Source organism: Delftia lacustris (genome assembly GCF_040267515.1).
Lineage (GTDB): Bacteria > Pseudomonadota > Gammaproteobacteria > Burkholderiales > Burkholderiaceae_C > Comamonas > Comamonas tsuruhatensis.
This window is the reverse complement of sequence record NZ_CP141274.1, coordinates 3,362,810-3,380,563: the sequence shown is the minus strand read 5'-3', so window position 1 is coordinate 3,380,563 and position 17,754 is coordinate 3,362,810. Positions and strand designations below refer to the sequence as shown.

Below are 17,754 nucleotides of genomic sequence, written 5' to 3'. Positions count from 1 at the left end.
ACAAAAACCATGCAATCCGATTCCCCCGCAGTCCGGCCCAAGCCGCGCCTGCAGCACTTTGCCGAGGTGCTGATGGTGCTGGCCCTGGCCGGCATGGTCATTGCCGTGTTCGTCAACGTGGTGCTGCGCTATGTGTTTCACACCAGCATCGTTTCCTATGAGGAAATCTCGCGCCTGCTCTTCGTCTGGCTGGTGGCCATTGGGGCCATCGTGGCCGCTTTCGAGGGCAGCCACCTGGGCTTCGACCTTGTGACATCCCGCGTGGGCCCTGGCGCGCGCAAGGTGTTGTTCTGGGTGTCGCAGGCGCTGGTTCTGGTCTGCATGGGCCTGCTGCTGTGGGGCTCATGGGCCCAGGTGCAGGCCGGGCTGAACAGCTACAGCACGGTGCTGGGCTACCCGCTGGCCCTGGGCGCTGCGGCCACCCTGGTGCTGGCCGTGGGCCTGCTGTTGGTGTCGCTGCGCGACCTGCGCCGCGGCGCGCCGGCAGAAAACCATGGCGAGACTTCGGTCGAGTAAGGAGCAGGCACCATGGTTGTGACCCTGATCTTTCTGGCCGTGCTGATCGGCGGCATGGTGATCGGCATGCCCATTGCCCAGGCGCTGGTGTTGACCGGCGTGGCGCTGATGTGGCATCTGGACTTCTTCGACTCGCAGCTGCTTGCGCAGAACCTGCAGGCCGGCTTCGACAACTTCCCGCTGCTGGCCGTGCCCTTCTTCATCCTGGCGGGTGAGCTGATGAACGCGGGTGGCCTGTCGCGCCGCATCATCGACCTGGCGCGCGCCTATGTGGGCCATATCCGTGGCGGCCTGGGCTACGTGGCCATTGGCGCCGCCGTGCTGCTGGCCTCGATGAGCGGCTCGGCCATTGCAGATACCGCCGCCCTGGCCACCATCTTGCTGCCCATGATGCGCGAGCAAAAGTACCCCGACAGCTACAGCGCGGGCCTGCTGGCCTCGGGCGGCATCATTGCGCCCATCATTCCGCCGTCCATGCCCTTCGTGATCTACGGCGTGACGACCAACACCTCGATCAGCAAGCTGTTCCTGTCGGGCGTGGTGCCGGGCCTGATCATGGGCGTCTTCCTGATCTTTGCCTGGTGGTCCATCGCCCGCAAGTTCGACCTGTCGCGCGGCGAGCGCATGGCCTGGGGCCCGCGTCTGAAGGCACTGGCCAAGAGCTTCTGGGCCATGATGATGCCGGTCATCATCCTGGGCGGCCTCAAGGGCGGCGTGTTCACGCCCACCGAGGCGGCCGTGGTCGCAGCCGTCTACGCGCTGTTCGTGTCCATGGTGATCTACCGCGAGATGACATGGAGCCGTCTGTACGCCGTGTTCCTGGCCGCCGCCAAGACCACGGCCGTGGTCATGCTGCTGTGTGGCGCCGCCACGGTGACGGCCTACATGATCACCCTGGCCGACCTGCCCAACATGCTGGCCGACAGCTTCTCCGGCCTGCTGGGCAACCCCATGCTGTTCATGGCCACGATGATGCTGTTCCTGCTGGTGGTGGGCACGGCCATGGACCTGACGCCGACCATCCTGATCTTCGGCCCCGTGTGCGCGCCGCTGGCCGTCAAGGCGGGCATCGACCCCATCTACTTCGGCTTCATGTTCATCTACGTGGGCTGCATCGGCCTGATCACGCCGCCCGTGGGAACGGTGCAGAACGTGATTGCCGGCGTGGGCCGGCTGCGCATGGAGACCGTGATCAAGGGCACGAACCCGTTCCTGATGGTCTATGTGCTGCTTGCCGTGCTTTTCGTGATTTTTCCGCAAATCATCCTGGCCCCTCTGCGCTGGATGCACTGACCCCCCACTACAACCCAAGGAGATGAACATGCGTATTCCCTTTGCACTCGCCGGCCTGATGGCCGCCATCACCACGCTGGCCGCCACGGGCCAGGCCATGGCCCAGGACTTCAAGCCGCGCATCGTGCGCTTCGGCTACGGCCTGGTCGATGACTCCAACCAGGGCCGCGCGGCGCGCTTCTTTGCCAAGGAGGTCGAAAAGGCCACGGGCGGCAAGATGAAGGTGCGCGCCATCGGCAATGCCTCGCTGGGATCGGACACGCAGATGCAGCAGGCGCTGATCGGCGGTGCCCAGGAGATGATGGTCGGCTCCACCGCCACCCTGGTCGGCCTGTCGCCCGAGATGGCGGTCTGGGACACGCCGTTCCTGTTCAGCAGCACCAAGGAGGCCGACGCCGTGCTCGACGGCCCCGTGGGCGAGAAGGTCAAGGCCACGCTGGAGCCCAAGGGCATGGTGGGCCTGGTCTACTGGGAGAACGGTTTCCGCAACCTCACCAACAACAAGCGCCCCATCGCCAAGCTGGAAGACCTGGCCGACGTGAAGCTGCGCGTGATGCAGAACAACGTCTTCCTCGACAGCTTCAAGGCCCTGGGCGCCAACGCCGTGCCGCTGCCGTTCTCCGAACTGTTCACCGCGCTGGAAACCCGCGCCGTCGATGGCCAGGAAAACCCGTTCAACACCGTGCTGTCCAGCAAGTTCTACGAGGTGCAGAAGTACCTGACCATCTCCAACCACGTCTACAGCCCCTGGATCGTCACCGTCAGCAAGAAGTGGTGGGACACGCTGACACCGGCCGAGAAGAAGGTGCTGCAGGACGCCGCCGTCAAGAGCCGCGAGTTCGAGCGCAAGGACACGCGCGAGGAAGCGGCCAAGGCCCTGGCCGATATCAAGACCAAGGGCATGCAGGTCAACGAGCTGCCCGCCGCCGAGGTGGGACGCATGCGCGACAAGCTCGCCACGGTCAATGCCGGCATTGCCAAGACCGTGGGCCAGGGTACCTGGGATGAGGTACAGGCCGCCGTCAAGCAGGCGCGCGCAGTGAAGTAAGCTTCGATTCAGGGCCGGACGCACCTGGGAGGGATGCCCCGGCCGACATCCACCAAAAAGACAACGCGACACAGAGAAAACGCGCATCAGCGCATCCGCAGGACACCCCATGAGCACCATCCACCCCATCGTCGACCAGGTCACGCGCCGCATCCGCGAGCGCAGTGCCGAATCACGTGCCGCCTACCTGGAACAGGTGGACGCCATGGCCGCGCGCCCGCCCGGCGCACAGTCCATGGGCTGTGCCAACGTGGCGCATGCCTTTGCGGGCATTCCAGGCGGCGACAGGATACGCATCGTCGAGGAGAAGGCGCCCAACGTCGCCATCGTCACCGCATACAACGACGTGCTGTCGGCCCACGCACCGCTGGCCCGCTATCCCGACATCCTCAAGGACGAGGCGCGCAGGCTGGGCGCCACGGCGCAGGTCGCCGGCGGCGTACCCGCCATGTGCGACGGCGTGACCCAGGGCGCGCCCGGCATGGAGCTGAGCCTGTTCAGCCGGGATGCCATTGCCATGGGCACGGCCATCGCGCTCTCGCACGACGTATTCGACGCTGCGCTGATGCTGGGCATCTGCGACAAGATCGTGCCGGGCCTCTTGATCGGCGCCCTGCATTTCGGGCACCTGCCCACGGTCTTCGTGCCGGCCGGACCCATGACCTCGGGCCTGTCCAACGGCGACAAGGCCAAGGTGCGCGAACAGGCCGCGCAGGGCCTGGTGGGCCGCAAGGAGCTGCTGGCCGCCGAATCGGCTGCCTACCATAGCGAAGGCACCTGCACCTTCTACGGCACAGCCAACAGCAACCAGATGCTGCTGGAGGCCATGGGCCTGCACGTGCCGGGCACGGCCTTCATCAACCCGGCCGACGGCGAGCGCGAACTGCTCACGCGCGAGGCCATGCGCAGCGTGCTGGCCATCACCAGGAACAAGCGCTTCGTCCCCATCGGCCGCGTGGTGGACGAGCGCTGCATCGTCAACGCCATGGTGGCCCTGCTGGCCACGGGCGGCTCCACCAACCACCTGATCCACTGGGTGGCGGTGGCGCGCGCTGCGGGCATCACCATCGACTGGAACGATTTTTCCGAGCTCTCGGGCGTGGTGCCGCTGCTGGCCCGCGTCTATCCCAACGGCAGCGCCGACGTGAACCAGTTCCAGGCCGCAGGCGGTCCGGGCTATGTGATCGGCCAGTTGCTCAAGGCCGGCCTCATGCATGGCGATGTGCTCACCGTGCGGCCCGATGGCCTGCAGGAGTTCGCGCGCATTCCGGCCGTGGACAACGGCCAGTTGGCCTGGCATGCGGCCGAAGTCTCCGGCGACCTGTCCGTGCTGCGCCCGGCCGATGCGCCCTTCAGCGCCACGGGTGGGCTCAAGCTGCTGTCCGGCAACCTGGGGCGCAGCGTGATCAAGGTCAGCGCCGTGCCCGAGGACCGCCATGTGGTCGAGGCGCCCGCACGCGTCTTCGACTCTCAGGAAGCGCTGCAGCAGGCCTTCAAGGCCGGCGAACTGGACCGCGATGTCATCTGCGTAGTGCGCTGGCAGGGGCCGCGCGCCAATGGCATGCCCGAGCTGCACAAGCTCACTCCGCCCCTGGCCGTGCTGCAGGGCAAGGGCTACAAGGTGGCCCTGGTCACGGACGGCCGCATGAGCGGCGCCTCGGGCAAAGTGCCTGCCGCCATCCACGTCTCGCCCGAGGCCTGCGTGGGCGGGCCGCTGGCGCGCCTGCGCGATGGCGACCTGGTGCGCCTGGACGCCGTGGCCGGCACCCTGGCCGTGCTGGTCGATGAATCCGAATGGCAGCAACGCCTGGTGGCCACCATGCCCCGGACGCTGCGCCAAGCCAATGGCCGGGGTTTCGGCCGCGAACTGTTTGCCGGATTCCGGCGCCACGCGCTCAGCGCAGAAGAGGGAGCTTGCACATGGATCAACGACTGACGGCCTTGGAGCTCATGCAGGACGCGCCGGTCATCCCGGTCATCGTTCTCAACGACCTCGCGCATGCCGTTCCCATGGCCCAGGCCCTGGTCGCGGGCGGCATCCGCGTGCTGGAAGTCACGCTGCGCACGCCCCAGGGCCTGGCCAGCATCGAGGCCATTGCACGCACCGTGCCCGAGGCCATCGTCGGCGCCGGCACCGTGCGCAGCGCAGCCGATGCGCGCGCCTGTGCCCATGCTGGCGCGCGCTTTGCCGTGAGCCCCGGCTACACCAGCGCACTGGGCCAGGCCTGCCAGGACCTGCAGCTGCCGCTGCTGCCCGGCGTGGCCACCAGCGGCGAGATCATGGCCGCCCAGGCCGACGGCTTCAACGAGTTGAAATTCTTCCCCGCCGTGCAGGCGGGGGGCACGGCCATGCTCAAGGCCTGGCAGGGTCCGTTCGGCGATGTGCGCTTTTGCCCCACGGGCGGCGTGTCGCCGGCCAATGCCCAGGAGTTCCTGGCCCTGAAGAATGTGGTCTGCGTGGGCGGCTCCTGGCTGGTGCCCACGGATGCGCTGGAGCAGGGCGACTGGAGCCGCATCACGGCGCTGGCCCGCCAGGCCAAGGCTCTGCGCAAAGCCTGACGAAAGGGCCGGTGGGACGCAGCGGGGCGCTGCGGCACAATCGTCGCCCTCCAGCCAGACGAGAAGCCAGACGAGAGGGCCGCCGCCATGATGAAGATCGACTCCACCACCGTGCTGCTCGTGCTGGCCATTGCCGAGGAGGGCAGCATCTCGCGCGCTGCCGACCGGCTGCAGCTGGCGGTGGCGGCGGCCTCGCGGCGGCTCAGTGATCTGGAGGCCCAGCTCGGCACGCGCCTGTTCAAGCGACAGCCCCATGGCGTGCAGGCCACCGAGCCCGGCCTCAAGCTGCTGGCCCATATCCGGCAGATCGGCAACCTGGTCGATCGCCTGGAGGGCGATGCCCAGGCCCTGGGCCGCGGCCGTGACGGCCGCATCATCATCGGCGCGCCCAAGTCGGCCATCCTGCAGTTCCTGGCCGCCGACATCGCGGCCACCCAGCGCCGCTATCCCCACATCACGCTGCAGGTGATGGAAGAAAACAGCCGCATCGTCCAGCAACTGCTGCGCGACAAGGTCATCGACATCGGCATCTTCGAGAAAACCAGCGGATTCGTGGACCTGCCGCGCGCCGACTACCGGCGCGACAGCCTGGTGCTGGTCTACAGCCGCAGGCATTTCAGCTTCGGCGACCAGCCCGTGGAGCTGGACCGGCTGCTGGAGTGCCGCATCGTCAGCCTGGGCCGGGGCTCGGCCATCCTGAATGCCCTGCGCCGTGCCCATCACAGCCGGGGCAGGGTGTTCCGCAATGATTTCACGGTCAGCGGCTTCGACACCATGCTGGCCCTGGTGCGCGAAGGCCTGGGCGTGGGCCTGATGCCGCCAGGCGTGCTGCGCAGCTTCCACCCCGGGCCGGAGCTGGGCTGGGCCGCGCTGGAAGGCGACTGGCACGAGCGCAGCTATGTGCTGTCCTTCATCGAAGGGCAGGCCCAGCAACAGGCGTTGCACAACGTGGTGGCGGCGCTGCTGCATCCCGCCTCCGAGGCGAATTGAGAGCGTCACGGTTTCGCATATGGCGAAACCAGACATGCGTTCCACAGGCTTGCGGCGAATCCGGCGCGCGGCGACAGTGGCTGCACAACAACGATGTGCAGGAGACAGACATGAGACGCCGCGACTTCATCGCGGCCGGCGCCGCCGCGCTGGCCGCTCCCTGGGCAGGGGCCTCGCCCCCGGGCTCCGACCTGCCCAAGGGCCCCGTCAAGATCCTGGTGGGCTGGGCGCCCGGTGGCGGCACCGATGTGTTCGCGCGCATCGTGGGCCAGAAATTGTCCGAGGTCTGGGGCCGGCCCGTGGTCGTGGAGAACAAGCCCGGCGCCACCGGCTCGCTGGCGGCCGAGTACTTCGCCAGGACGCGCTTCACCGAAGGCATCAACCTGCTGATGGCCCATGTGAACACCCATGCCATCTCGCCGCAGATCTTCAGGTCCATCACCTATGACCCGCTCAAGGACTACGCGCCCATCGCCCTCATCGGCGCCACGCCCCACATCCTGGTGACCAGCAGCAGGAACAGCCATGGCTCGGTGCAGGAGGTGGTGGAGCTGTGCCGCAAAAGCCCCGGCAAGATCAGCTTCGGCTCGTCGGGCACGGGCTCGGTACAGCACCTGGCGGCCGAAATGTTCAACATGGCGGCTGGCGTCAAGAGCATCCACGTGCCCTACAAGGGCTCCGGCCCCATGCAGACCGACCTCATCGGCGGCCAGATCGACTTCAGCTTCGACACCATGACGGCCGCCACCGCCCAGGTGCGCGCCGGAAAAATGCTGGGCATCGCCCAGACCCGCGTAAACCGTGCCAAGGGATTCCCGGCCATGCCCACCATGGACGAGCAAGGCTTCAAGGGCTTTGACGCCTCGAGCTGGTACGGCGTCGTCGGCCCGCGCGACATGTCCAGGGAACTGGCCCAGCGCATCAATGCCGACATCAACCGCGTGCTGGCCATGCCCGACGTGGTCAGCCGCTTCGACGGATACGGCGTGGAGGACGGTGGCGGCTCCGTGGACAAGTTCGCGGCCTTCATGGCTGCCGAATACAAGAAGTGGGGCGACGTGGTGCGCGCCGCAAAAGTGACCGAAGAAAGCTGAGGACCCGGCATGAGCAATTCCCCATCCAACCCGCAACAACTGCCCCTGCAAGGCATACGCGTGCTTGACGTCAGCCAGGTCATGGCCGGGCCCTTTGCCTGCATGCTGCTGGCCGACCTGGGCGCCGATGTCATCAAGGTCGAGCCTCCGGGCACCGGCGACCAGACGCGCGGCGCCATGGGCTTCAAGATGAAGGGCCCGGACAGCATGGGCTTTCTGAACATGAACCGCAACAAGCGGTCGCTGACGCTGGACCTCAAGAGCGAGGAGGGGCGCGAGGCCTTCTACCAATTGGCCACGACAGCCGATGTCATCGTCGAGAACTACCGGCCCGGCGTGGTCCAGCGCCTGAAGATCGACTATGAAAGCATCCGCCGCATCAACCCGCGCATCGTCTATGTCAGCATCTCGGGCTTCGGCCAGAGCGGGCCCTGGGCCCAGCGGCCGGGGTTCGACCTCATGGCCCAGGCCATGTCGGGCGTGATGAGCGTCACCGGCTACAAGGGAGAGAAACCCGTCAAGGCCGGCGTGCCCGTGGCCGACATCGGTTGCGCGCTGTTCGCCACCTACGGCCTGCTGGCCGCCTATATCGGCGCGCAGAAGACAGGGCAGGGCCAGCACATAGACGCCTCGCTGTTCGACTCGGCCATGGCTTTCTCGATCTGGGACATGTCCGAATACTGGGGCACCGGCGTGCCGCCCGCGCCGCTGGGCACCAGCAACAAGATGAGCGCCCCCTACCAGGCCGTGAAGGCGCGCGACGGCTACTTCGTCATGGGCGCCACCAACCAGAAACTCTGGGCCAGGCTGTGCGCGCTGATCGAGCGCCCCGATCTGCTCGAGCACCCCGACTACGCCACCGTGGCGCTGCGCCTGAAGCACCGCGAGGCACTGATAGGGGAGCTGGAAGCGGAATTGGCCCACCACGACAGCGCCGACTGGGTGGACCGCATGCTGGAGGCCGGAATTCCCGCCGGCCCGCTGCTCACCTATCCGCAAGCCTTCGAGGGCGAGCATGGCCGGCACCGCGGCATGTGCATGGAGATCGACCACCCCATCGAGGGCAAGGTCAAGAACATCGGCTTTCCCGTCAAGATGCTGGGCACCCCCCAGCAGGTGCGCCGCCATCCGCCCCTGCTGGGCGAGCACAACGCGGAAATCATGGCCGAACTCCGTGCCCTGAAGGCCGCCGCATGAGCACCGCCCTGCATGAATCCGTGGCGCTGACCGTTCACGCCGGGGGCGCGGCCGAGATCCTCATCGACCGCCCCGAACGCCACAACGCCATGAGCATGCCCATGTACGAGGCATTGCTCACGGCCCTGGAGCGCTGCCAGGCCGACTCGGCCATCCGCTGCGTGATGCTGCGCGGTGCGGGCGGCAAATCCTTCATCTCGGGCACGGACATCGCCTACTTCAAGGACTTCCATGACGGCCAGCAAGGCATTGCCTATGAAGCCTTCGTGGAGCGCGTGATCGACGCCGTGGAGCGCATCGCCGTGCCCACTATCGCCGTCATCGACGGCTGGGCCGTGGGCGGCGGCCTGGCCCTGGCCACGGCATGCGACTTTCGCATCTGCAGCACCGGCTCGCGCTTCGGTGCGCCGATTGCCAAGACGCTGTCCAACACGCTGTCGTCACGCAACATCGCCCGCCTGGTGGCCAGCCTGGGCGTGCCACGCGTCAAGCGCATGCTGCTGCTGGCGGACTACCTGTCAGCCGAGCAGGCCGAGGCCTGCGGGTTCGTGCATACGGTGGTGCCGGCAGATCAATTGCAAGCCCAGGCACAGGCGCTGGCCGAGCAGCTCATGGCCTTGTCGGCAACCACCCAGTCAGCAGTCAAGGAAAGCCTGCGGCGCATCGTCGTGGAGCAGCGGCTGGATGATGAGGATCTGGTTTCTGCGGTGTATGGGAGTGGGGAGTTTCGGGCGGGGGTGGCGGGATTCAACAGGCAATGATTTGAGCCAGCCTTGCCAGAATCTGGCGCAATCCTACAAATTGCTTGGCTAAACTCCACAGCCTGGAAAGAGGCGGTGGCTGCATTCTTGGCCTGAAAGAAAAGGCCGGTTGCTGCGCGTAGCCGCCCCTCAGATCAACGCAGCCCGAGAAATCCCATGCAAATCAATAAATGCATTTCCGTCCTGCTGGCCAGCAGCTTCATCCTGCCGGTTTTGCCTGCGCATGCAGGCGAAGAGACGGTGCAGCTCATGTCCAACGGTCGTTATCAGACCTACAGCCTGCCCGACGACGCGCAGCAGGTCCAACTGGTCGAGACCTTGGCGGGCAACTGCAGCTACAACCAAAACTGGGGCTATGACCTGGGCCGCCGGGAGATGTGGGTCAAGGGTGGCTGCGGCGGGCGTTTCCGCATCCTGACCGGCCTGCCCCAGGGCGCGCAGGGCCAGGAAGGCGGAAGCGACAACACGGGCGCATGGATCGCCGGTGCCGCCGTGGCAGCCATTGCCGGCGCCGCCATTTTGGCGAACAAGCGCGACAAGGACCGCGAACGTGAACGCGACGAGCAATGGAACGATGACCACTATCCGGGCTACCCGGGCCATCAGCCCGGCTACCCGTCGTGGGGCGGACGGGAGGTGCGGGGCCAAAACGGCCTGTGCCTGGATGTGTCGGGTGGCCTGCGCCCGGGCAACGGCCTTATCGTGTACCACTGCAGCGGCGGTGAAAACCAGCGCTTCACGCTGACGCGTGATGGCGAGATGCGCGTGGGCGACCTGTGCCTGGACGTCGCCGACGGAAGCACGCGCAATGGCGCGCGCGTGATCGCCTGGCAATGCCGCAACCAGCCCAACCAGAAATGGGACTGGAGCCGTGGACAGATCCGCAGCCGCTTTGCCAACAAGTGCCTGGACATCGAAGGCGGCAATGCCCGGCCGGGCCAGCCCGTCATCGTGTGGTCCTGCGCCGGCGGCCCCAACCAGCGCTGGAACTGAGGACGCTTGTTGCACAAGCTCTCTGCCGCGCCCGGGCCAGTGCCCGGACGCAACGCCGTCGCGGGCATTCGGCGGCTGGGGTCCTTGCAGTGGCTGGGCCTGATCACTGGCGCCGTGCTGCTGGGCGATGCCGTGGTGCTGATGGCACGCGGCATGTTCAATCTGGGCGTGACGCTGCCAGCGGTGCTGGGCCTGCTGTTCATGGCGTGCAGCTTCTGGCGCGCGGCCATTGCGCGCAGGCTGCGTGCCAGTGCCTGGCTGCGGCGCGCCTGGTGGCTGGGCTGGGCGGCGTTGGCGATGTGGCTGGTCAGCCTGCTGGTGTTCTGGGCGCACCTGCTGTCCGCCTCGTCCGGGTTGCCACCGGACCAGCCGGTGCAGGCCATCGTGGTGTTGGGCAGCGCCACGCGTGAGGGACAACCGTCGCTGACGCTGGCCCAGCGGCTGGACCGCGCCGCCGAACTGGCTGCAAGCCAGCCCAAGGCGCTGGTGATCACCAGCGGCGGCGTGGACTTTGGGGAAAGCGAGAGCGAGGGCGCCGTCATGGCGCGCTATCTGCAGCAACGCCACGGCATTGCGCCAGAACGCCTGCTGATGGAGCAGCGCAGTACCAGCACGGCGCTGAACCTGGCGTGGAGCCTGCCCCTGCTGCAGGAGCGCGGCGTGGCCCCGGACGCGGCGATTGCCATCGTCACCAGCGATTTCCACACGCTGCGCGCGGGCTGGATCGCCGAGCGCAGCGGCTACGGCCAGGCCTTCACCGTGGGCGCGCCCACGCCCGTGACGATCCGCGCCAACGCCTGGCTGCGCGAGTACTTTGCGGTGATCAGCGGCTGGGTGCTGGGGGAGTTCTGAGCCCCATGGCGGCATTGCCCGCTGCGCCTTGCGTGCCCCGGTTTGCCTCCACAATGTGATTCTTCATACATCAACAGGAGCGAGACAGTGGCAAGCGAACAGCGTCCTTTCCGGGTTCTGGGCATACAGCAGGTGGCCATCGGCGGCACCGACAAGCAGCGCATGAAGCGCCTGTGGGTGGACATGCTGGGGCTGACCCAGACCGGCACCTTCCAGAGCGAGCGCGAGAACGTGGACGAAGACATCCTGGCCATGGGCCAGGGCGCGCACAAGGTGGAGGTGGACATCATGCAGCCGCTGAACATCGACAGGAAGCCTGCCGTCCACACCACGCCGCTGAACCATATCGGCCTGTGGATCGACGACCTGCCGCTGGCCGTGCAGTGGCTGACGGAGCAGGGAGTGCGCTTTGCGCCCGGCGGCATACGCCAGGGCGCTGCCGGCTACGACATCTGCTTTCTGCACCCCAAGAGCAATGACGAGTTTCCGATCGCTGGCGAGGGCGTGCTGATCGAGCTGGTGCAGGCGCCGGCCGAGGTGATCGCCGCGCTGGGCTGAGGCGCCTCAGGCAAAAGGCTGTACGCGCCGCTGGACATGTTCCAGCAGCCACAGCTTTTTTCTGGCGCGCGTCATGGCCACGTACAGGCGGTTGCGCTCCAGAAAGGCCAGCGCGTGCGGGGCCGTCGCCGGAAAGCGGCCAGGCTCCATGAAGGGCAGAGCGACGTGGTCGTACTCCTTGCCCTTGGCTTCCTCGATGGTGCTGAGATGGAAGTCGAATCCGCGCTCGGCCCGCACGGCACGCTCGAAGCGCGTGGCCATGGCCGCCACCTGGGCCAGCATGTCGGGCACGGTCATGCCGGCCACGCAATCCATGAAAGCCTCCACGCGCTGACGCAAGGCCGCCGTCTGGGCCTGCGACAGGGCCACGCCGGCAAACAGCCCCCAGACATCGGCCTGCTCCAGCAGGCTGCGCGCGTCTGACTGAAGCGCCAGGGGCAGCTGCAAGAAGCTGCCAAAGGACTGGAAGTTGCGTTGTCCGCCCTGCAGGCTCGATTGGTCGCTCAGGAAGCGCCAGATGATCTGCGGGTTGTGCAGCATCTCGCCCGCCATGCGCTGGGCCAGCGTATGGCGGCTTGACGGATCGGCCATGTCGGCACCATCCACGCTGCCCTTGCCGTAGAAAAGCGCACCTTCCACAAAGGCCGCCAGGATCTCGCTGCCCAGCACGCTGGTCTCGGCCTTCCAGGACAGCGCCTGCATGCCATGTGCATAGCAAAGGCCCAGCAGCAGGGCAATCTCGCGCTGCAGGTAAAAACGCTTGAAGCCGTAGAAGCTGGCGGACTTGCCGGCGCGGTGGATGGCCCATTCCAGCGCGCAGGCGTCCTGCTCGTGGCGCAGGATCACGGTCAGCGAGGGATTGCGCGCGCTGCCAGAAGGCGGCTCGCCCGGCGCAGCGGGTTCGGTGGCACGTGCCAGGCTGGCCTGGATCTGCAGCAACTGGTCAATGCACTCGCTGTCGTCGGAGTGCTGCAGCTGGTGCACGGTGCTGAAGCGCGTGGGCGCCGCTGTCAAGCCCACATTGAACAGCGCATTGACGGCCTTGGCCACTTGGAGGCCAAAGCGCCGCGACTGGGTCAGCGCCAGCGTGGCCGTGGCCTGGGGCAGGAAATCATCGAGCTGGTGGAGCTTGTCGCGGAACACGGACCAGGCCTGTGCCTCGATGTGCTGGTTGAAGTCGCCTGCGCCCAGAAAGGCGCAGCCGCTGGTTCCGACCAGGGCTCGCAGCACCTGCAGCGAGGCAGGGTCCAGGTCATGCATCTCGTCGAACACCACCAGGTCGTAGCGCGGCAGGTCCAGCGCCTGGCCCTGCAGGGCGTCGCTGGCCAGTGCATGGCTGCAGTCGCCTTCGGCGTAGTACAGCGGGTCGCCGCAGTGATCGATGCGGCGGCGCTCGTACTCGAAGAACAGGCAGGCCAGGCGGTAGTCGAGCAAATACTCCTCGCAGAAACTCGCCAGTCCCATGCCTTCCTCGGCCAGGCGCTGGGGCAGCAACGACTTCTTGGCGCTGAGGTTGAAATCCCAGAAGGCGTCCAGATCCAGATCGCCGGGCTGCTCGAACAAAGGGTCGGGCTGCCAGGCCAGTCGCTCGCGCAGCGCATCATGGGCCTCGCGCACACGGGCCTGCAGCGCCACGCGGTCGGCCAGAAAGCGAGCCGCAGGGTCGCGGCGGCGGATCTGCTGGGCCGCCCAGCGCTCCACCGTGGTGATCTGCACCTGGGGCGGCACCTCGCGCACCAGTTGCTGCAGTCGGTGATGGAAGGCCGCCACGCCGGAGCGCGAATACGCCAGCACCAGAATGCGCTGCGCCTGGCCGCTGCGGCAGGCCTGGACCACCTTGCAGGCCAGCGTCGTGGTCTTGCCCACTCCCGCCAGCGCAGCCACGATGGCCGAACGCCCCTCATGCGCCAGGATGGCCTGCTGCTCGCGCGAGAGCAGCAGCGGCTTGCCGTGATCGGTAGGAAATTCCAGGGAGCGCAGGGACATGTGAGGGAAATCTGAGCAAAAGCGGCGAAAGCAGAGGGAAGCGGTTCAGCCGCAGGCCGGCAGGGCTGAAAGCCGCCGTGGCGACGACGGCGGGCACCCATTGTGGTCGTTTTGGAGAGGCATCTGGCAGGTATTGGGAATCCGTTGCCGCGCCTGTCCACGCATCTTTTGAAGCGCTCATCGGACAATTGAGCGATGTTGAACGCCAATGGCCGCGTGCTTGCGGCAAGAAGAAGTCACCGAGAAGAACTTCTGCCAAAACATGCCCAACATCGCTCAAAAATAAGCGAAGTTCGCTTTTTTTGCAGGCCATGAAAATGGGGCAACTATTTTTGCCAAGGAGCCGGCTTTTTCATTCCCAAGGCTTTTTTTGCTCATCAGAATGAAAAAAGCAGACCCACAGAGGAGTTTTTGATGACCGCCTGCAGCACCACCCCGACGACTTCCGCCACCTCCGCACAGCCTGCGGCCGGCAGCCCCCTGCAATGGCATGCACGCCCCTCCAAAAGCGACACGCTGCCGTTTGAAGGCGCCTGGAGCGTGCAGGCCATCCAGGAACTGCTGGACAAGCCCTTCATGGACCTGATGTTCCAGGCCCAGAGCGTGCACCGCGAGCACTGGCCTGCGGGCGATATCGAACTGGCCACGCTGCTGTCGGTCAAGACCGGAGGCTGCCCCGAGAACTGCGGCTACTGCCCGCAGGCGGCCGAGTTCGACACCGGCGTCAAGGCAGAAAAGCTCATGAGCGTGGACGAAGTCACGCGCGCCGCCCAGGCCGCCAAGGATGCCGGCGCCACGCGCTTTTGCATGGGCGCGGCCTGGCGCGCGCCCAAGGACCGCGACATCGAGAAGATGAACGAGCTGATCGGCGCCGTGAAGGGCCTGGGCATGCAGACCTGCGCCACGCTGGGCATGCTCCAGCCCCACCAGGCGCAGTCGCTGCGCGAAGCGGGCCTGGACTACTACAACCACAACCTGGACACCGCGCCCGAGTACTACCAGGACGTGGTCAGCACGCGCCAGTACCAGGACCGCCTGGACACGCTCAAGGCCGTGCGCGGCGCAGGCATCAGCGTGTGCTGCGGCGGCATCATCGGCATGGGCGAGGCGCCCGTGCACCGCGCGGGCCTGATCGCCCAGCTGGCCAATCTCAATCCGCATCCCGAGTCGGTGCCCATCAACAGCCTGGTGCGCGTGCCTGGCACGCCGCTGGCGGACAGCGAGCCGGTCGATCCGCTGGACTTCGTGCGCGTGATCGCGGTGGCGCGCATCACCATGCCCACGGCGCGCGTGCGCCTGTCGGCAGGCCGGCAGCAACTGGGCGATGCCGTGCAGGCCCTGTGCTTCATGGCCGGCGCCAATTCCATCTTCTACGGGGACAAGCTGCTGGTGACCGGCAACCCCGATGTGGAGGCCGACACCACGCTGCTGCGCAAGCTGGGCCTGAGCGGCACGCGGACCTCGGTACAGGAGTGAGCTTTTTGAGAGTTTGAGCTCTTTTGAGCCAGCGGCTCAGGATTGCGGCCGGCCGCTGCCTTGCGCGGCGGCGGCCGCATCGTCGTCGCCGGCATCGAGCAGCCGGGCCGCACGGTTGCTCAACGCGGAATCCGCACGGAAATAGCCCAGCACCGTATTGACGCTGCTGTGCCCCGTCAGCGCCATGGTGTCGGGCAGGGGCACGTTCTGGCGCCCGGCCTCGGTCACAAAGCCCGAGCGCAGGGAATGCGCCGAGAAATCTCCCTCCACGCCTGCCAGCGCACAGCGCTGCTTCACGATGTCGCGCACGGCGGCCGGTGACAGGGGCTCGCCCACATGGCCGCCCTTGCGGATGCGCCGGAAGATCGGCCCTTCCTGTATGGCGGCGGCACGCAGCCAATCGGCCAGCGCCTGGGCCGCGCGCCCGGTCACGGGCTTGTGGTTCTCGGGCACATCCCGCCCGGACTGATTGGTCTTGGAGTGCGCCAGCGTGTAGATGAATTCCTGCGGCCCCACGGCGCGCAGGTGGCGCATGTCGGCCCCGGCCACCTCCGAGCGGCGGCGCCCGCCGCTGGACCAGGCGAACAGCAGCAGGGCGCGGTCACGGCGGCCGCGCAGGCTGTCATCGCAGGTCTGCAGCAATTGCTCCAGCAGGTCGCGCGTCAGCGCATCCTTTTTGGCGGGCTGCTCGCCGCGCCGCGCATAGGCCTTGCGCGTGCGCGACATCAGCTCGCGCACCGCGCCGTCCTGGCAAGGATTGGCCAAACCGTGCACCTGATGGGCCTTGGACAGCACCGCCATGCGGTGCACCAGCGTGTTGTGCGACAGGGGGCCTTCGCGGGCCTTGTATCCGGCCTCGACCAGGGCGCGGTCCATGTTCGCCGGCATTTCACTGGCCAGGCCCGCGCCGGTCTGCCGCTGGGCGTGGTCGATGATGAACTGCAGCACGCAGGGCACATCCAGCGGCAGTTGCATCTGCCGCTCAAAGCGCAGCGCATGCCAGGCGGCCCAGTAGCGCATCGCACTCTGGTAGCTGTTTCTGGTGTTGGTGGATTCGCCCTCGCGCAGCAACTCGCGCACGGCCTGCTGGGCGGCAGGCTCCAGCCCCGCAGAGGGCAGGGTGCGGCCTTGCCGTGTGTCTTCCGGAGGCTGGTCTTGGGGAATCAGCGAAAAGGGGCCGTTGCGCATCTGTGGATTGTCGCCCGGCGCAGCATGGCCGCCCGCCGCGGAGCCTGCGGCCATGCAGGCCATGCAAAGTTCAGTTTTCAAGCTTTCCAGAGGGCTGCAGCGGCTTTTTGCCTGGGCAAAGCCGTGTAATGTACGTATCCATACTGTATGAAAATTTCATATGTAATATTTAATACATGACACATATGATGTATTACGTAACATTAAAATAAGTGACGATAACAATCACTTATCGTTGGTAATCTGGAAAATAGTTCACGATATGCAGAAAACATCCACCCGTGGCGTGCAGGAAGCCGATGTCTGGGCCGCGGCAGACGCCTTGATCGCCCAGGGCCTGCGGCCGACCATCGAGCGCGTGCGCCAGCACATTGGCCGGGGCTCGCCGAATACCGTCAGCCCCATGCTGGAGACCTGGTTTGCCACGCTGGGCCAGCGCCTGGGCGTGGCGGCAGGGCAGGGCGAGCTGCTGCCGTCGTCGGTGCCCGATCCCGTTCAGCGCCTGGCGCAGCAGCTGTGGGACGCCGCCCAGGAAGAGGCCATGGAGGCCGCCCGCGCCGCCCTGCAATCCCGGGAGGAAGCGGCACAGGCCACGCAGGCCGAGCTGCAGGAGCAGCAGGAGCAAATGGCGCGGCGCGAGGCGTCCATGCAAGCGCAGAAAGAGGCCATGGACCAGGCCCTGCAAGTGGCCCAGGCCCAGTCGCAGGACTTGTCGCGCCGGCTGGATGAAATGCAGCAGCAGCTGCAGGACCGCGACGAACGCCTGGAAGAAATGCGCGATGCGCTGGCCGAAGCCGCCCGCCAGCGCGAGGCGTTGCAGCAAAAGCATGGCGAGGAAATGCAGTCCGCCGCGCTGGAGCGCCAGCGCATGGCCGAGCAGTACGCGGGCAATGAGCGCCACATGCTCAATGAGGTGGATCGTGCGCGGCAGGAACTGGCGGCCGCGCGCAAGGCCGCCACCGAGCAGGAGCGCAAGGCAGCGACCCGCCTTGCAGAGCTGCAAAGCCGCTATGAAAAGAGCGAGGAGGAGCAGCTGAGCCTGCATTCCCAGCTGCAGACCGCCCAGAATGCGGCCGCCCTGGCGCAGGAGCGGGCAGCGGACCTGCGCAGCCTGCTGCAGGCGCAGCAGCGATTGGCCGGCGCGGCCATGCCCGAGGCGGGTGCTGGACTGCCCATGGGCCGGCGCGCAAGCCTGTCTGCGGCGCGCCGCTCCATGACGCGCCTCAAGGACAGGCGGGGCTAG

General features: G+C 66.8%; 16 protein-coding genes. 14 read left to right on the top strand and 2 right to left on the bottom strand.

What is annotated here, in order from left to right; all coding sequences use genetic code 11:
- The first annotated feature begins 9 nt into the window (after positions 1-9).
- The 12 genes from U6958_RS16855 to U6958_RS16800 all read left to right on the top strand — a co-directional run bounded on the left by U6958_RS16855 (position 10) and on the right by U6958_RS16800 (position 11,861).
- Positions 10-516, top strand: a complete 507-nt coding sequence (locus U6958_RS16855; protein ID WP_016446057.1) for a TRAP transporter small permease — start codon at positions 10-12, stop codon at positions 514-516.
- Positions 517-528: 12 nt separating this feature from the next.
- The gene (locus U6958_RS16850) at positions 529-1,809 is read left to right on the top strand and encodes a TRAP transporter large permease (protein WP_016446058.1); all 1,281 of its coding nucleotides are present in this window, start codon (positions 529-531) and stop codon (positions 1,807-1,809) included.
- A gap of 28 nt (positions 1,810-1,837) precedes the next feature.
- A complete protein-coding gene (locus U6958_RS16845; protein ID WP_016453430.1) occupies positions 1,838-2,857 on the top strand; it encodes a TRAP transporter substrate-binding protein in 1,020 nt (339 codons plus the stop codon).
- 109 nt (positions 2,858-2,966) lie between these two features.
- Positions 2,967-4,793 (top strand): phosphogluconate dehydratase, encoded by a 1,827-nt coding sequence (gene edd / locus U6958_RS16840; RefSeq protein WP_074922111.1) that lies wholly within the window; start codon positions 2,967-2,969, stop codon positions 4,791-4,793.
- The gene (locus U6958_RS16835; protein WP_046238536.1) at positions 4,778-5,416 is read left to right on the top strand and encodes a bifunctional 4-hydroxy-2-oxoglutarate aldolase/2-dehydro-3-deoxy-phosphogluconate aldolase; all 639 of its coding nucleotides are present in this window, start codon (positions 4,778-4,780) and stop codon (positions 5,414-5,416) included. The genes edd and U6958_RS16835 overlap by 16 nt, the downstream gene beginning before the upstream one ends.
- Before the next feature lie 87 nt (positions 5,417-5,503).
- Positions 5,504-6,406 (top strand): LysR family transcriptional regulator, encoded by a 903-nt coding sequence (locus tag U6958_RS16830; protein WP_074922109.1) that lies wholly within the window; start codon positions 5,504-5,506, stop codon positions 6,404-6,406.
- A gap of 110 nt (positions 6,407-6,516) precedes the next feature.
- Positions 6,517-7,500: a tripartite tricarboxylate transporter substrate binding protein gene (locus U6958_RS16825; protein WP_016453427.1), complete on the top strand. Its 984-nt coding sequence runs from the start codon at positions 6,517-6,519 to the stop codon at positions 7,498-7,500.
- Between the two features lie 9 nt (positions 7,501-7,509).
- Positions 7,510-8,697 (top strand): CaiB/BaiF CoA-transferase family protein, encoded by a 1,188-nt coding sequence (locus tag U6958_RS16820; RefSeq protein WP_046238539.1) that lies wholly within the window; start codon positions 7,510-7,512, stop codon positions 8,695-8,697.
- Entirely contained in the window at positions 8,694-9,458 is a 765-nt protein-coding gene (locus U6958_RS16815; RefSeq protein ID WP_034366961.1) for an enoyl-CoA hydratase, read from the top strand. The genes U6958_RS16820 and U6958_RS16815 overlap by 4 nt, the downstream gene beginning before the upstream one ends.
- A gap of 156 nt (positions 9,459-9,614) precedes the next feature.
- Positions 9,615-10,451: a lectin gene (locus U6958_RS16810; RefSeq protein ID WP_034366965.1), complete on the top strand. Its 837-nt coding sequence runs from the start codon at positions 9,615-9,617 to the stop codon at positions 10,449-10,451.
- Between the two features lie 9 nt (positions 10,452-10,460).
- A complete protein-coding gene (locus tag U6958_RS16805; RefSeq protein WP_074922106.1) occupies positions 10,461-11,303 on the top strand; it encodes a YdcF family protein in 843 nt (280 codons plus the stop codon).
- An 87-nt stretch (positions 11,304-11,390) separates the two neighbouring features.
- Positions 11,391-11,861 (top strand): VOC family protein, encoded by a 471-nt coding sequence (locus tag U6958_RS16800; RefSeq protein ID WP_074922103.1) that lies wholly within the window; start codon positions 11,391-11,393, stop codon positions 11,859-11,861.
- Between the two features lie 6 nt (positions 11,862-11,867).
- On the opposite strand, the gene U6958_RS16795 is transcribed toward U6958_RS16800, so the two are convergent.
- Entirely contained in the window at positions 11,868-13,847 is a 1,980-nt protein-coding gene (locus U6958_RS16795; protein WP_074922100.1) for a UvrD-helicase domain-containing protein, read from the bottom strand.
- Between the two features lie 414 nt (positions 13,848-14,261).
- Here U6958_RS16795 and bioB point away from each other — a divergent pair, with 414 nt between their 5' ends.
- Positions 14,262-15,323, top strand: coding sequence for a biotin synthase BioB (gene bioB / locus U6958_RS16790; RefSeq protein WP_012205605.1), 1,062 nt, complete (start codon positions 14,262-14,264; stop codon positions 15,321-15,323).
- Positions 15,324-15,359: 36 nt separating this feature from the next.
- Here the strand turns inward: bioB and U6958_RS16785 are convergent, their stop codons facing one another.
- Positions 15,360-16,565 (bottom strand): site-specific integrase, encoded by a 1,206-nt coding sequence (locus tag U6958_RS16785; RefSeq protein WP_404997205.1) that lies wholly within the window; start codon positions 16,563-16,565, stop codon positions 15,360-15,362.
- A 208-nt stretch (positions 16,566-16,773) separates the two neighbouring features.
- Here U6958_RS16785 and U6958_RS16780 point away from each other — a divergent pair, with 208 nt between their 5' ends.
- Positions 16,774-17,754, top strand: a complete 981-nt coding sequence (locus U6958_RS16780) for a DNA-binding protein (RefSeq protein WP_034366969.1) — start codon at positions 16,774-16,776, stop codon at positions 17,752-17,754.